Below are 14,705 nucleotides of genomic sequence, written 5' to 3'. Positions count from 1 at the left end.
AGCTTACCCTCCCGCTACGGCAGCGAATAACTCAATATTGTCGCTGGCTTGGCATTGGTAGTGCGGCCATTGGCTTTTGGGCACAATACATTCGTTTACTACGGCGGCAACATTCGCGAACGCCTCATGCGATTGTTGAGTAGTTGTAACTAGCGCTAAGATATCGCGCAAGTTGGTATCAGCAGGCACTGAGAGTGGCTGACTATTAAAATATACAGTAATCATAACGACGCCTCTCGTTGGTGTGTGCTAGGGGAGTTGGATGGCGTGCAACATACTGGGCAATGTCTATCACGCTGGCGTTTTAGCTTTCGCCAACTAAGGGTATATCCATCATAAACATGCAGGTGATCGTCAGCTTCGCCAACCGTCAGAATATGTTTAAGGGTGAGCGCGGCTTGCATACTGGCGACCACTGCCACTGTCGGGCCCAAAACACCCATACTTTGGCAGTCTTGCGTTATAGCGTGCTCGTTAAATAGGCAGCGATAACACCCAGCGTGCTGGGCGTTTTGCAGATCCACCAGCAGCAATTGGCCACAAAAGGCACTCACGGCGGCGCTCACCAGTACAAGTTTGTGCTCAACGCACCACAGATTAACGCTGTGCCGAGTGGTTAAATTGTCAGAGCAATCCAATACCGTGAGTTTTTGCTGGTGCAGGGCGGCTGATAGTAGCGGCTGTTGTTGGATAAAGGTAGCGACAGAGTCAAGATCAAAGTGCCAAGGCCATGCAACAACATGGACATCGGGGTTGTGCTGGCGGATTTGCCTTTTAGCAATATCGACTTTGTTTTGGCCAATATCGGGCGCTGCAAAAAGAACTTGTCGTGGTAAATTTGAGCGTTCAACCTTGTCATTGTCCATCAGGTAAAGATGCCCCACACCCGCCGCCGCCAATTGTTGAGCAACATGTGTGCCTAAGCCGCCCACTCCTACAATTAGTACATGGCTTTGCAGAAGTGTTTGTTGGCCAGATTCCCCCACTTCTGGTAGTAAGATTTGCCGGTAGTAGTGGACAAAGCGCGTTTCACTGAGTGATGTTGTCATGCTTGCATCTCCCATTGCTGTTGCAAATATTGCCAACTACTAGCAGGGCACGATGCTTGTTCTATGGCGCGCACAATCGCGACATCGCCAATGCCCGTTCTTTTGACCTGTGCAAGGTTATCGGCGTTAATGCCGCCGATGGCGACTAAGGGCAGTTTGCCGCTGAGTAACTGGCAATATCGCTTGAGCTTAATTAGGCCCTGTGCCTGTGATGGCATGGTTTTGGTGGGCGTCGCAAATATGTGCCCAAGAGCCAAATAACTTGGGTGTAATTGTTGAGCAATGAGCAACTCGAAGTAGCCGTGAGACGACAGCCCCAATGCTAGACCTGCATTGGCAATACACGTTAAGTCGGCCTGAAGTAGGTCTTCTTGTCCAAGATGCACACCAAATGCCCCGTATTTTACTGCGAGCTGCCAGTGGTCATTAATAAACACCTGTGCCTGAAATTGTGTACCTAAGGCAACCGCTTCTTTTATTTGTTGCTCAAGCTCCCATTGATTTGTTGTGGATTTGACCCTTAATTGCACCGTGCGAGCACCCGCTTCAAGTACTTGCTTGAGCACTCCTAAGGATTGTGTCACGGGGTATATGTTAAGTGGCGTCGTCACTGGCGCGAAATCTAGAGGCTGATGGGTGTGTAACAGAGCAACGTGGGGTAAGGTAATTGTCGGGAATAAAGATAAAGTGTGCGGCCAGCCGTTTCTGGCAAGTACGCCCGCCCCTTGTCCTACTTTATAACCTGCTAACAAGCCTTGGTTAACATACGCTTTTGCAACACATACTGCATCAAGCATAGGATAATCGAGGGCTAAGACGGTGGCGATAGCCGATGAAAACGTACAGCCGGTGCCATGCTGATGGGGCGTATTAATGGCGGCACTTTTAAAGCCCACAATTTGGTGTTGATGTTGCTCTGAGCTATAGGCAATGTCATGTACCATCATCCAGTCAACGGCATAACCTTGCTGCATACCACCGCCGGTCAACAGCACATTGCTGCGTATTGAATGAGCCAGTATTTCAAGCCATAACCACCACTGTTCAGTATGCTCAACGGCCACATCTGCGTTAAGTAAATACCTAAGCTCTTGGGCATTAGGAGTCAGCAAACTCACTTGTTTGGCTAAGTGCAAATAGTCGGCTAGTAGCGGCGGGGCGCTTTTATCGGTTAAGCTTTGGCCCGTGGTTGCCAGCATCACAGGGTCCCAAATGATGGGTATCGACACTTGAAGCTGCTGTTGGTAATTTGCAAAGGTCTCACTGAGCCATTGACTCAACCAGCGTACCTGCTGCGCATTGGCCAGTACGCCAATTTTTATCGCCTTTGGCGGCATATCTTCCAGTAGACAGTTGACTTGCTGCGCCAAAATGGCCACCGAGGTAGCGACCATGTCTTTTACACCAAGTGAATTTTGCGCAGTAATCGCGGTGACAATATTACAGGCATGTCCGCCTAAATCGTTGATAGTCAGGCTATCTGCTTGAATGCCAGCGCCGCCGCCACTGTCTGAAGCAGCGATGCTCCATACAATGGGGCGAACCGCCTGCGACTTTGCATCGAAGGTCGCCATCTTTATACCGGCTCTTTTGTCAACGTCTGAGACAGCGGGGCATAAATCTGCGCACCTTGTGCCCTAAATTCAGCCGACTTTTCTTGCATATATTGTTCAAGTTCTTGTTCGTTGAGCATGCGACTGTCTACTAATCGACTGGCGTCTGGCTCTACTTCTATGGCTTGTTTGGCGCTGTAATCTCTGACTTCTTGAGTGATTTTCATTGAGCAAAATTTAGGGCCGCACATCGAGCAAAAATGCGCAACTTTGGCGGATTCTTGAGGTAAAGACTCATCGTGATAAGCTCGCGCAGTATCAGGATCAAGGCCTAAGTTATATTGGTCTTCCCATCTAAACTCAAAGCGTGCCTTAGACAAGGCGTTGTCGCGAATTTGCGCGCCAGGGTGTCCTTTGGCGATATCGGCGGCATGTGCAGCAATCTTGTATGCCATTAAACCCTGTTTAACGTCTTCTTTGTTGGGTAAACCTAAGTGCTCTTTGGGAGTGACATAACACAACATGGCACAACCATACCAAGCGATTAATGCCGCGCCAATGCCCGAAGTAAAATGATCATAACCCGGCGCAATATCGGTAGTCTGGGGGCCTAAAGTATAAAACGGTGCCTCGCTACAAATCGCCAGTTGCTTGTCCATATTTTCTTTAATCAGTTGCATGGGAATATGGCCAGGTCCTTCGATAATGGTCTGCACATCGTATTCCCACGCTATTTTTACAAGCTCGCCGAGGGTTTCTAATTCAGCAAACTGAGCCTCATCATTGGCATCAGCAATACAGCCTGGGCGCATGCCATCACCTAAAGACAGTGACACATCATAGGCCGCACAAATTTGACAGATTTCACGAAAGTGGCGATACAAGAAGCTCTCTTTATGATGAAATAAACACCATTTGGCCATGATAGAACCACCACGGGACACTATGCCCGTAAGGCGTTTGGCGGTCATGGGTACGTAGCGCAGCAACACGCCAGCGTGGATAGTAAAATAATCTACGCCTTGCTCAGCTTGCTCAATTAGCGTGTCGCGAAATACTTCCCAGGTTAAGTCTTCGGCCACACCATTTACTTTTTCTAAGGCTTGATAAATGGGTACCGTACCAATAGGCACAGGGGAGTTGCGAATAATCCATTCGCGAGTTTCATGAATATAACGCCCAGTCGACAAGTCCATTACCGTATCGGCGCCCCAGCGTGTTGACCATACTAGCTTTTCGACTTCTTCTTCAATTGACGATGTAACCGCTGAGTTACCAATATTGGCGTTGACCTTCACCAAAAAGTTTCGACCAATGATCATGGGCTCGGCCTCAGGGTGGTTAATATTCAGCGGAATAATCGCTCGTCCACGGGCCACTTCATTACGTACAAATTCCGCGGTAATGGGCTTGCCAATATTGGCACCAAAGGCATTGCCAGGCGCCTTTTGCGTTAATACGCCGTCACTCACGTGCTCGCGGGCCATGTTTTCACGCAGAGCAATGTACTCCATTTCTGGTGTAATCATACCGGCTCTGGCGTAATGCATTTGGGTAACGCATTTACCTTGTTTAGCTTTAAGAGGTGTTTGTAAGGCATCAAACCTGAGATGATAAAGGCCATCGTCAGCAAGGCGCTGTTGGGTATAGTGTGAACTGACTTGGTTAAGTTGTTCTACATCACCTCTTGCCAGTATCCATGCCTGACGGAGTTTGCTTAAGCCCTGGTGCACGTTAATTTCTGCATCTGGATCGGAATAGGGGCCTGCGCAGTCATACACCATAATGTCGGGATTTGACTCGGTGATTGGGAAATCTTCAGTGCCCCCGAGTAAAGTATCTGCTTGACTAATAGCGCGCATGCCCACTTTGATATTGTGCAGAGAGCCTGACAAATACACTTTTTTAGAATTGGGATGTAATAAGGGTTTTAAATTTTCAATAAATTGTTGTGCCTGGGCACGGGTTTGACGACGATTTGACATTAGCAATCTCACTTGTAGTTAAAAAGAAAGTTGCTTGTCTGGAGAAGTATTGTGTTGAAAAGCACTAACAACGTTTTATTTTCAGCCGCTTGATGTGGCACAAAAATACGGTTGTTAGCAAAATGATGAAAACCAATTAGATTCACTTTCATGAACAATTAGCGCTATCACGCTTGTTTCCTTCGCGAGTACTAACTCGATCAGGTTCAACGGATCCCGAATTAACGGTCTCAGCCCTTAGGCACTCCGACAAGAGCTTTAAGTATAAACATAAGAGGAAATTAGCCACAAGTGATTTGTTAATGAGGAGTAAGTCGATCTGATTAGTGCTTTATCGATCAAATTGCTTTTAAACGGGCGCATAAATCAGTACACTATGCGACCTTTTTTCAATAAACATTTAACGGAAATCATCATGGCTCGCGTAACAGTTGAAGATGCTGTAGATAAAATTGGCAATCGATTTGATTTAGTTTTGGTGGCAGCTCGCCGTGCTCGTCAAATAGCTATTGAAGGAAAAGATCCTTTAGTATCAAGAGGCACTGACAAGCCAACCGTAATTGCATTACGTGAAATTGAGCAAGGTTTAGTTAACGCTAAAACCCTTGAAGAGCAAAGCATTCGTGATCAACATGAACAAGATCGTGTTGAATTCGCATCTGTTGCAAACATCCTTTCTGAGCATTAATTCTATTTTTTTATAGCAAGGCTAAACATTCTCTGTGTTTAGCCGTTGGCTTGTAAACAAAATCCCCGTATTCTTGCTGTATTCATCACTGACTAAAAGCGTAATTTGTGTATTTGTTTGAGGGCTTAAAACAAAAACTTGAGAGCTATCTGCCACCCGATAGGGTTGCGGACATTCAACGTGCGTTTTTATTAGCACGTGATGCACATAGCGGACAAATGCGTTCAAGTGGCGATCCTTACATTACGCACCCTGTTGCAGTAGCCGGTATATTGGCTGACATGCGCCTTGATTACGAAACCTTGATGGCAGCGTTATTACACGATGTTATTGAGGACACGCATCACGACAAAGACGACTTAAGTGCCCAGTTTGGTCAAACTGTGGGTGAACTGGTTGAGGGTGTCAGTAAGTTAGATAAAATTCAGTTTAGTAGTACCCAAGAAGCTCAGGCTGAGAACTTCCGAAAAATGATCATGGCCATGGTCAAAGATATTCGCGTTATTTTGATTAAGTTGGCTGATCGCACGCACAATATGCGGACCTTGGGTTCATTACGTCCAGATAAACGCCGCCGCATAGCGCGCGAAACTCTTGAAATTTATGCCCCGATTGCACATCGCCTAGGTATTCACGAAATTAAAAATGAGCTTGAAGACTTAGGTTTTCAAGCCATGTATCCACTGCGTTACCGAGCGTTAAAAGGGGCCGTAAAACAAGCCCGTGGTAACCGCAAAGAAGTGATTGAAAACACGCGCAAAGAAGTCGAATCGCGACTCGCCGCTGCGGGCATTGAAGCCACAACCAGTGGCCGCGAAAAACACTTGTATTCTATTTATCGCAAAATGAAGAACAAAGAATTGATGTTCAACGAAGTGATGGATATCTATGCCTTTAGAGTGGTTGTAGAAAGTGTTGATCATTGTTATCGCGCGCTGGGGGCGATGCATGGTTTGTATAAACCCATCGAAAGTCGTTTTAAAGATTATATTGCGATTCCGCGAACGAACGGCTACCAGTCTTTACATACCTCGTTGATTGGTCCGCACGGTATTCCGGTCGAAATACAAATTCGTACCCTGGCCATGGATCAAATGGCAGATAAAGGAGTCGCGGCCCATTGGCTGTACAAAGATTCTGATGACGTAAATGATACCACCGCACAGGTAAGAGCCCGTAAGTGGATGCAGTCGTTAATTGAATTACAGCAAAGCGCGAGTTCTTCGTTTGAGTTTATTGAAAACGTCAAAACGGATTTGTTTCCCGACGAGATTTATGTTTTCACTCCAGACGGCCGTATTATCGAATTGCCTATGGGTGCTACCGCAGTTGATTTTGCTTATGCAGTGCATACCGATGTGGGTAACTCGTGTGTTGGTGTAAAAGTAGAGAGACGTACTTTTTCCTTAAGTAAGCCACTAGAAAATGGGCAAACGGTTGAGATTATTACTTCACCGCGAGCTAAACCGAACGCGAATTGGTTAAATTTTGTGGTCAGTGCGAGAGCACGGGCACATATTCGTCATTATCTGAAAAATCAGCGCTCAGAAGAAGCGGTAATAATGGGTAATCGCCTTCTTCGTCATGCACTAGGCACGGTAAAATTAGATGAGATCCCACAAGCCGATATCAATCGTGTCGTTTCAGAAACCAAACATGATAATTTTGATGCACTACTCGCCGATATAGGTTTAGGCAACGAACTCAGTATTATAGTTGCGCGTCGTTTATTGGGTGACTCACAACATTTATCTGACAAACAATTAAAGGTGGCAATCAGAGGCACTGAAGGGTTACTGGTTTCTTATTCCCGCTGTTGTCACCCTATTCCTGGTGATGAAATCGTGGCCATACTCAGTCCTGGCAAAGGCATGGTTATTCATCAGCACGGCTGCAGTAATATTCGTAAATTAAGCCGCGAAGAGCCACATCGTGTATTGGTGATGCAATGGGACAGCAATGTAAGTGGTGAATTTAATGCAGCACTGCGTATTGAACTGGTTAATCATCAAGGCACTTTAGCTACACTTACGAATACGGTTGCCAGCTGTGGTTCGAACATTATCAGCCTGCAAACCGAAGAAAAAGAAAGCAATATCTATTACATCGATATCGAGCTAACAACGAAAAACCGAGTGCAATTGGCCAATGTCATGCGCAAAATTCGGATCATGCCAGAAGTCCAACGCGTATCGCGACATAGTCAAAGTAGACACTCCAAGTCGACGAACGTCTAACTAATAAAGAAGGGTTAACATGTCTAAGTCTGTAATTCACACTGATCAGGCACCACAAGCTATTGGTACCTACAGTCAAGCTATTAAATGTGGCACTACCGTTTATTTATCGGGCCAAATTCCTCTAGTTGCTGAAACCATGGAGATGGTGTCAGAAGATTTTGCTGAACAAGCACACCAAGTATTTAAAAATATTACCGCTGTATGTGAAGCAGCTGGTGGCTCTACTGCCGACTTAGCTAAGGTGAATATTTACTTAACTGATCTGGGTAAATTTGCGACAGTGAACGAGATCATGAGCCAATACATTAAGCAACCTTACCCTGCACGTGCTGCAGTGCAAGTGAGTGCCTTACCTCGTGGTGCTCAAATTGAAATAGACGGTGTGATGGAATTACCTGAGTAAGGGAATATGCCTATCCGTTCTAAAAGTAACGAAGCGGCCTACACTACTATGTCAGCCGAACGTTACCAACGCATATCAAGCTTTGTTGACTTGCGCCAAGCAGACTTAACTGTCTGCTTGGAACAAGTGCATAAACCTCATAATGTATCTGCGGTGCTTCGTAGCTGTGACGCCGTAGGCATTCATACAGTGCATGCGGTATCTCGTGAAGAACATTTGATGCGCAAAGATACGGCCATGGGCGCCGAAGATTGGGTATTTACCCAGCGTCATAGCACCATTGAAAACGCCGTTGAATATTTTCATCAGCAAGATATGCAAGTGTTAGTCACCCATTTAGCCGAGGATGCGGTTGATTTTCGGGATATTGATTACACCAAACCCACTGCAATATTACTCGGCCAAGAAAAGTTTGGCGCGACACCACAAGCCGTTGCGTTGGCAGACAAAAAAGTCATCATTCCCATGGTTGGCATGGTGCAATCACTGAATGTTTCTGTTGCTGCAGCCTTAATCCTTTACGAAGCCCAGCGTCAACGTCAACAAGCAGGAATGTATAACAAGACGCAATTAAGTTATGAGCAACGCCAGTTATTGCTGTTCAAAGGCGGCTTTCCGCGCCTGTATGCCTTGTGTGAACGTAAGGGGATCAGTCATCCACCGATTGATGCCGCGGGTAAAATTGTGGCCGACCCTAGCTGGTGGCAACAAGTACAATTTACCCCCAGTCGTTAGCCTTTTCATTTCAATACTACGCCTTTCACCTGCGCAAAAATCACTCTAATCTTTTTTGTTTGTTATCACGTATAGTGTGGCTACGTCTTCTTGGTTTTCTTTTTAATGTTATTTAAGTATCTGAATTTTATTAATATTTCTTAATATAATTTTTGATCAAAGTGCTGCTTTGCACGGTATTAATGGAGTGTTAATTAATGCGCTAAGCCACTCTTTAAAATGGCTTACTGCGTCGTAAAAGCGATGTGAATTATCTACATAAATTAAGGAAAAATATGAAAAGCACTCTATTAAAATTTATCTCTGCAAGCGTAGTATCACTGTCACTAATAGCTGCACCTGCTATAGCAGGTCATCATGACGAAGCTAAAATGGATATCGTCGAAACCGCAGCGAGTAATTCCTCTTTTACAACTCTAGTTGCAGCTGTTAAAGCCGCTGGTTTGGTTGATACCTTGCAAGGTGCTGGACCTTTTACGGTATTTGCTCCTACTAATGAAGCGTTTGCAAAACTGCCTGCCGGAACAGTAGAGGACCTGTTAAAGCCAGAAAACAAAGACAAGTTAGTTGCCGTGTTGACTTACCATGTTGTTGCTGGCGAAGTGTACGCCAAAGATGTGGTGAAATTAACACAGGCTAAAACAGTACAAGGCGGCAATGTCATGATTAAAGCCAGCGACGCTGGAGTCATGCTCAACAATGCCAATGTAGTACAAACTGACTTAAAAACCAAAAACGGTGTGATACACGTTATCGATACCGTTTTATTGCCTTAGGCAATAACCATTAGCATGAGGCCATCTTAGATGGCCTTTTTTATGTTTATCTATCGGTTTTATGCAATACAAACTCCGGCCAGTTGACCTTTAGGGTATGTGTTTGCAGCGAGTTGTACAGTATTTAAACAATGAAGCACGAATGTGATGTAGTTGATCTACTTGAATGGGTGATGAAATGGTAGAAATGTAGCACAAACGCTTTTTACTCTTTGTGACTGATTTTTGACTTGTTTTGCAACAGCGTTTCACTAGGCCTACAAATCAGGGCCGCGCTTAAAAAGCGTGTAGATTGAACAAAATTTATACCACAAAGTTCAACAGGCCTTAAACAAGGCTTATCGATGAAAGTATTTTGCTTTGGCCTAGGTCTACCACAGTAAATCTTATTTTTTATTGAGGAATCCATGAAATATTCACTACTTGTTTTAATTTTTGTTGTATGCACAAGCTTATTTACACAAGCAGCGAGTGCTTTTGATCGCACTCAAATAGCTGATGTTGCTGATGACGTTAGCCCATTATTAATCGGCCAAAGTGTGCCTAATAGTACGCTTTTAACGGTTGATGGGGCGCCAGTGAGTTTAAAAGCACTGACCTTAGAAAAACCGTCTGTTATCATTTTTTATCGTGGTGGATGGTGCCCTTACTGTAATCGTCAGTTAGCGGGCCTAAAGGATATCGAAGAGCAATTAGATGCTTTAGGTTATCAAATTATTGCCGTATCACCTGAAACCCCTGCTCAATTACAAGCCCAAAAATTACAAGAAAAATTTACTGTGCGCTTGTTGTCAGATGCCAGCTTAGACACGATCAAAGGTTTTGGTATCGCTTTTTATGTTGATGATAAAACTACCAGTAAATATAAAACCAGCTGGGATATCGACTTAAATCAACAAGATAAAAGCGGTAAGGCAGTGCTACCTGCACCCGCAGTGTTTATTCTCGATACTAAAGGAAAAGTGAAGTTTAGCTTTGTTAACTCTGACTTTAAAGAACGTTTATCGCCAGAATTTCTGCTATCTGCTGCGCAATTACTGCAATAACGTTCCAGTCATTCAACTCAGAAAAACATCAGTATTCAAGTAATGCTTAAGCTCAATCTATTCGGTTGAGCTATTTTTTGGGTTTTTCCTTTTCAATGGATCCCAAATATCCGGTAAGCCTTTTGTCGCATTTGTTGTATTATGCCGTTCAAATTGTCACATAATTGCGTTTATTAGCGCCCGGTTTAACAAGGAATTCATGCGCGGCCTAGCCTTTACACTGGTCTCTGAGCTAAAAGGCGTTGGAGCCAAAGTAGCAGAAAATTTAGCTAAACTGGGCATCGTTAATGTGCAGGACTTATTGTTTCACCTGCCGCATCGCTACGAAGACCGCACCCGTATCTATCCTATTGTCGATTTACAGCCGCACTTATCTACCAATGTGCAAGGTGAAATCATGTCTTGTGATGTGCAGTTTGGTCGTAAGCGCATGTTAATTGTCAGAGTCAGTGACGGTACCGGTACCTTGACCTTACGTTTCTTTCATTTCAGTGCGGCGCAAAAAAATAACTTAGAAGTGGGAAAAACAGTACGTTGCTTTGGTGAAGTTAAAGCAGGCAAGTTTGGTTTTGAGATCATGCATCCTGAATACAAACTGGTAAATTTAGATAATCCCTCCCCAGTTCAAGAATCGCTCACACCGGTTTACCCTGCCACAGATGGCATCAAGCAAATTACCCTGCGAAACCTAACAGAGCAGGCTTTAAACCTAGTGCGTAAAGGGGGCTTGGCTGAATTGCTACCCGATGGCTTGTATCACCAACAAATACGCTTAGTTGACGCCTTGCAGCTGGTGCACCGTCCACCACCTGACGTCACGCTTACTTTGTTAGAGCAGGGTAAGCATCCAGCCCAGCAGCGCTTGATCATGGAAGAGCTGCTTGCTCATCATCTGAGTGTTTTGCAAGTAAGGGCGCAAAGTCAGCAGCATCAAAGTTATATGATTAAACCCAGTAAGGCACTGCTTCAACAGTTTTTAACCAACTTACCTTTTTCGCCTACGAATGCACAAAGCCGAGTATTAAAGGATATTCAGCAAGACATGCAAATTAATCGGCCCATGATGCGTTTAGTGCAAGGTGACGTGGGCTCGGGTAAAACCCTAGTCGCAGTGATGGCGGCCTTATCTGCCATTGATGCGGGTTATCAGGTAGCGTTAATGGCTCCCACTGAATTATTAGCTGAGCAACACGCGAATAACTTCAAGGAATGGTTAGCACCACTCGGTATTGAAGTAGGCTGGTTGGCAGGCAAGATGAAGGCAAAATCCCGTGAGCAAGCACTTACTGCTTTGCTATTAGGCGATATTCAGATGCTGGTTGGCACTCATGCCATTTTTCAAGAACATGTGCACTTTGCTAATTTGGCGCTGGTGATTGTGGATGAACAACACCGTTTTGGGGTTCAGCAGCGTTTAGCGCTAAGAGAAAAAGGCGAGTCTCAAGGCAGATTTCCCCATCAGTTAATTATGACGGCTACGCCTATTCCACGAACTTTAGCCATGACTGCCTACGCAGATTTAGACACCTCTATTATTGACGAACTGCCACCCGGTCGTACGCCAGTTAAAACGGTGGTGTTACCCGATACTCGTCGTGATGAAGTGATCCTCAGGGTGCGCAATGCCGCTGTTGAGCAGCATCGTCAAATATATTGGGTGTGTACTTTGATTGAAGAGTCAGAGTTTTTACAAAGCCAAGCGGCTGAAGACACCGCCGTCATTTTAACGACCCTTTTGCCAGAACTTAAAGTGGGTTTAGTCCATGGCCGTTTAAAAGCAGCTGAAAAACAAGCCATCATGGCGGAGTTTAAAGCCGATAATCTTGATTTATTAGTGGCCACTACGGTGATTGAAGTCGGGGTAGATGTGCCCAATGCCAGTTTAATGATCATTGAAAACCCAGAGCGCCTAGGTTTAGCGCAGTTGCACCAACTTCGAGGTCGTGTAGGGCGTGGTTCGGTAGAAAGCCATTGTGTGCTGATGTATCAAAGCCCTTTGTCAAAAACTGCCAGTAAGCGCTTATCGGTATTGCGTGAGTCAAATGATGGTTTTTATATCGCCCAACAAGATCTTGAAATACGAGGGCCGGGCGAGCTACTTGGCACCAAACAAACCGGTTTGGCCGATTTAAAAATTGCCGATTTAATCCGTGATGCTGAGTTAATACCGCAAGTTCAAAATATGGCGCAGCACCTTTGGCAACATTACCCAGCCAACGCCCAAGGAATTATCAACCGTTGGCTCGCTCATAAAGCACACTTTGGTCATGCCTAATATGTCACAAACTACTGATTGTATTCCCGTTACGGTGGCGGAACATGCCACTGAAATCCTCCGGATCAAGGCGCAACAAACCGCTCAACAATGGGGCTTACCCTTTGTTGAAATGAGCCATCAAGGTTTGGTGTTAGTACAAAGCGAAACCCATTTGGGCCTCAAGCAACTAGACGAGCCGAAAGTAGGGGAAGTGCTAGTCGATTTTGCATCTGAGGCATTAACGTTTCGCCGTTTACATGGCGGCGGTAAAAAAGAGGCGATTGCCAAAGCGGTGGGCTTAAAAGGACAAACCGCTTTGAGTGTACTAGATGCGACAGCAGGCTTAGGTCGTGACGCTTTTGTTCTGGCGAGTCTTGGTTGTAAGATGCAACTCATTGAGCGCTCACCTGCCGTGGCTGCACTATTGGCTGATGGTTTACAACGGGCTGGTGAACATGCAGAACTGGCTGGCTGGTTGCCACAACGAATGAGCCTACAGCATGGTATTGCGGTTAATATCATGGCAAATTGGCAAGGTGAGCGTCCTGATGTGGTGTATCTTGACCCGATGTTCCCGCATCGCAAAAAATCAGCAGCAGTAAAAAAGGAAATGCGCTTATTTCAGCAATTACTCGGCCCGGATGAAGATGCTGATGCTTTACTTGCACCCGCCTTAGCCTTAGCTAAAAAACGCGTCGTGGTTAAACGTCCCGCAGGCGCACCGTATTTAGCTGACAAAAAACCGCAGCTTGAATTACAAGGCAAAGCTAACCGCTTTGATATTTATCTGAGTCTCACAATCAAGGAAGCGGGTTTATGATGATAAGCAATATTAATCTACTAGGGCGTGTTGACCTTTGGTGTATGAATTTTGTTCAAATCCAAACGTTTTGATCGCGACGACGGATTACAGGCCTAGTGGGCTAAGTCAAAATCCGGCAACAAAGAGCAAAACGTTTTGGGTTGAACCCTTCGGGCAACGTTTGTGCAGCATTTCTACTGCTTCATCACTCGCTCATGTAGAATAACTACACCGCGCTCGTGCTTTATTGTATAAATACCGCACAACACGCTGCAAAAACACACACCAAAGGTCAACACGCCCTAATTACTGACTATGATCGCGCTATCGATTTTTATGTGAACAAGCTGGGTTTTACCTTGCTGTGTGATGTGGCTATTAATGAAGAGCAGCGTTGGGTACGTGTTGCACCAGCGACAAGCGCTGAATCAAGTAGCGCTTTGGTTTTATGTAAAGCCAATCCGCAGCAAAAGCAACTTGTAGGTAAGCAAGGGGGGGATGGCGTATTCCTTTTTTTGCAAAGCGATGATTTTTGGCGAGATTATCAGCGAATGCAAGCGGCAGGCGTGGCGTTTCTAGAGCAGCCACGAGAGGAAATTTATGCCACAGTAGTGATATTTCGTGATTGTGAAGGCAATAAATGGGATTTATTACAAGCTAAAAATTAATGAAGGAAAAAGGAGAGAATTATGATTAAAGTCGGAGATAGCTTACCTGAGGTCACGTTTAGTTTACGTAAGAATGGTATTAACTCAAACCCTACAACGGCAGATATTTTCAGTGGTAATAAAGTCGTGATGTTTGCTGTACCTGGAGCATTTACTCCAACCTGTTCAGAAGCACACTTACCCGGTTATGTGACTTTGTTTGATGAATTTAACGCTAAAGGCATAGATAAAGTTGTGTGCACTTCAGTGAACGATGCGTTTGTGATGACCGCTTGGGGCGATCTGCATAATGCTGAACATTTAATTATGTTGGCTGATGGCGGGGCTGATTTTGCCAAGGCGGTGGGTCTTGCCAAAGAAACCGGTACTTTTGGTGGCACGCGTTCAGTGCGATATGCCATGTTAGTAGAAGATGGTGTGGTTAAAATCCTTAACGTTGAAGCCCCTGGAAAATTTGACGTCAGTGATGCAGAAAGTATGTTGGCACTCATGTAATTGGTTTA

At 45.1% G+C, this 14,705-nt stretch carries 14 protein-coding genes and 1 riboswitch; of the genes, 10 read left to right on the top strand and 4 right to left on the bottom strand.

Features of this window, described 5'->3' with window-relative positions; translation table 11 throughout:
• Positions 1–3: 3 nt before the first annotated feature.
• From thiS to thiC, 4 genes are read right to left on the bottom strand one after another with little or no spacing between them, the layout of a single operon-like run.
• Complete coding sequence (gene thiS / locus ACEN2L_RS20060) at positions 4–225, bottom strand: sulfur carrier protein ThiS (RefSeq protein ID WP_441745871.1); 222 nt, start codon at positions 223–225, stop codon at positions 4–6.
• Positions 222–1,049, bottom strand: coding sequence for a HesA/MoeB/ThiF family protein (locus ACEN2L_RS20055; protein ID WP_441745870.1), 828 nt, complete (start codon positions 1,047–1,049; stop codon positions 222–224). The genes thiS and ACEN2L_RS20055 overlap by 4 nt, the downstream gene beginning before the upstream one ends.
• A complete protein-coding gene (locus ACEN2L_RS20050; protein ID WP_441745869.1) occupies positions 1,046–2,623 on the bottom strand; it encodes a bifunctional hydroxymethylpyrimidine kinase/phosphomethylpyrimidine kinase in 1,578 nt (525 codons plus the stop codon). Before ACEN2L_RS20050 ends, ACEN2L_RS20055 begins: the two co-directional genes overlap by 4 nt.
• 2 nt (positions 2,624–2,625) lie before the next feature.
• Positions 2,626–4,587 (bottom strand): phosphomethylpyrimidine synthase ThiC, encoded by a 1,962-nt coding sequence (gene thiC / locus ACEN2L_RS20045; protein WP_441745868.1) that lies wholly within the window; start codon positions 4,585–4,587, stop codon positions 2,626–2,628.
• Between the two features lie 160 nt (positions 4,588–4,747).
• Positions 4,748–4,846, bottom strand: a riboswitch (TPP riboswitch).
• Positions 4,847–5,002: 156 nt separating this feature from the next.
• Between thiC and rpoZ the strand changes: the two genes are divergently transcribed.
• The 10 genes from rpoZ (at position 5,003) to ACEN2L_RS19995 (ending at position 14,697) form a co-directional block, all read left to right on the top strand.
• On the top strand, positions 5,003–5,275 hold the full coding sequence (gene rpoZ, locus ACEN2L_RS20040) for a DNA-directed RNA polymerase subunit omega (RefSeq protein WP_306020830.1): 273 nt from the start codon (positions 5,003–5,005) through the stop codon (positions 5,273–5,275).
• A 107-nt stretch (positions 5,276–5,382) separates the two neighbouring features.
• Positions 5,383–7,512, top strand: a complete 2,130-nt coding sequence (gene spoT / locus ACEN2L_RS20035) for a bifunctional GTP diphosphokinase/guanosine-3',5'-bis pyrophosphate 3'-pyrophosphohydrolase (protein ID WP_306020828.1) — start codon at positions 5,383–5,385, stop codon at positions 7,510–7,512.
• Positions 7,513–7,531: 19 nt separating this feature from the next.
• Positions 7,532–7,918 (top strand): RidA family protein, encoded by a 387-nt coding sequence (locus ACEN2L_RS20030; protein ID WP_306020827.1) that lies wholly within the window; start codon positions 7,532–7,534, stop codon positions 7,916–7,918.
• Positions 7,919–7,924: 6 nt separating this feature from the next.
• A complete protein-coding gene (gene trmH, locus ACEN2L_RS20025) occupies positions 7,925–8,653 on the top strand; it encodes a tRNA (guanosine(18)-2'-O)-methyltransferase TrmH (protein ID WP_441745867.1) in 729 nt (242 codons plus the stop codon).
• Between the two features lie 275 nt (positions 8,654–8,928).
• A complete protein-coding gene (locus tag ACEN2L_RS20020; protein ID WP_441745866.1) occupies positions 8,929–9,429 on the top strand; it encodes a fasciclin domain-containing protein in 501 nt (166 codons plus the stop codon).
• Between the two features lie 407 nt (positions 9,430–9,836).
• Positions 9,837–10,475, top strand: a complete 639-nt coding sequence (locus tag ACEN2L_RS20015) for a peroxiredoxin-like family protein (RefSeq protein ID WP_441745865.1) — start codon at positions 9,837–9,839, stop codon at positions 10,473–10,475.
• A 199-nt stretch (positions 10,476–10,674) separates the two neighbouring features.
• A complete protein-coding gene (recG, locus tag ACEN2L_RS20010; RefSeq protein ID WP_441745864.1) occupies positions 10,675–12,750 on the top strand; it encodes an ATP-dependent DNA helicase RecG in 2,076 nt (691 codons plus the stop codon).
• Between the two features lies 1 nt (position 12,751).
• Positions 12,752–13,552: a class I SAM-dependent methyltransferase gene (locus ACEN2L_RS20005; protein WP_441745863.1), complete on the top strand. Its 801-nt coding sequence runs from the start codon at positions 12,752–12,754 to the stop codon at positions 13,550–13,552.
• 221 nt (positions 13,553–13,773) lie between these two features.
• On the top strand, positions 13,774–14,202 hold the full coding sequence (locus tag ACEN2L_RS20000; protein WP_441745862.1) for a VOC family protein: 429 nt from the start codon (positions 13,774–13,776) through the stop codon (positions 14,200–14,202).
• Between the two features lie 21 nt (positions 14,203–14,223).
• Complete coding sequence (locus ACEN2L_RS19995; protein WP_441745861.1) at positions 14,224–14,697, top strand: peroxiredoxin; 474 nt, start codon at positions 14,224–14,226, stop codon at positions 14,695–14,697.
• Positions 14,698–14,705 lie beyond the last annotated feature (8 nt).

The organism is Flavobacterium sp. W21_SRS_FM6 (assembly GCF_052119645.1).
Lineage (GTDB): Bacteria > Pseudomonadota > Gammaproteobacteria > Enterobacterales > Alteromonadaceae > Paraglaciecola.
The sequence above is the reverse complement of the archived record's forward strand: the minus strand, read 5'-3'. Positions and strand labels throughout refer to the sequence as shown.

What these genes read in the sequence shown, in the direction of transcription:
- thiS (WP_441745871.1), bottom strand. Translation starts at nt 225, where the DNA reads ATGATTACTGTATATTTTAATAGTCAGCCACTCTCAGTGCCTGCTGAT.
- ACEN2L_RS20055 (WP_441745870.1), bottom strand. Translation starts at nt 1,049, where the DNA reads ATGACAACATCACTCAGTGAAACGCGCTTTGTCCACTACTACCGGCAA.
- ACEN2L_RS20050 (WP_441745869.1), bottom strand. Translation starts at nt 2,623, where the DNA reads ATGGCGACCTTCGATGCAAAGTCGCAGGCGGTTCGCCCCATTGTATGG.
- thiC (WP_441745868.1), bottom strand. Translation starts at nt 4,587, where the DNA reads ATGTCAAATCGTCGTCAAACCCGTGCCCAGGCACAACAATTTATTGAA.
- rpoZ (WP_306020830.1), top strand. Translation starts at nt 5,003, where the DNA reads ATGGCTCGCGTAACAGTTGAAGATGCTGTAGATAAAATTGGCAATCGA.
- ACEN2L_RS20030 (WP_306020827.1), top strand. Translation starts at nt 7,532, where the DNA reads ATGTCTAAGTCTGTAATTCACACTGATCAGGCACCACAAGCTATTGGT.
- trmH (WP_441745867.1), top strand. Translation starts at nt 7,925, where the DNA reads ATGCCTATCCGTTCTAAAAGTAACGAAGCGGCCTACACTACTATGTCA.
- ACEN2L_RS20020 (WP_441745866.1), top strand. Translation starts at nt 8,929, where the DNA reads ATGAAAAGCACTCTATTAAAATTTATCTCTGCAAGCGTAGTATCACTG.
- ACEN2L_RS20015 (WP_441745865.1), top strand. Translation starts at nt 9,837, where the DNA reads ATGAAATATTCACTACTTGTTTTAATTTTTGTTGTATGCACAAGCTTA.
- recG (WP_441745864.1), top strand. Translation starts at nt 10,675, where the DNA reads ATGCGCGGCCTAGCCTTTACACTGGTCTCTGAGCTAAAAGGCGTTGGA.
- ACEN2L_RS20005 (WP_441745863.1), top strand. Translation starts at nt 12,752, where the DNA reads ATGTCACAAACTACTGATTGTATTCCCGTTACGGTGGCGGAACATGCC.
- ACEN2L_RS19995 (WP_441745861.1), top strand. Translation starts at nt 14,224, where the DNA reads ATGATTAAAGTCGGAGATAGCTTACCTGAGGTCACGTTTAGTTTACGT.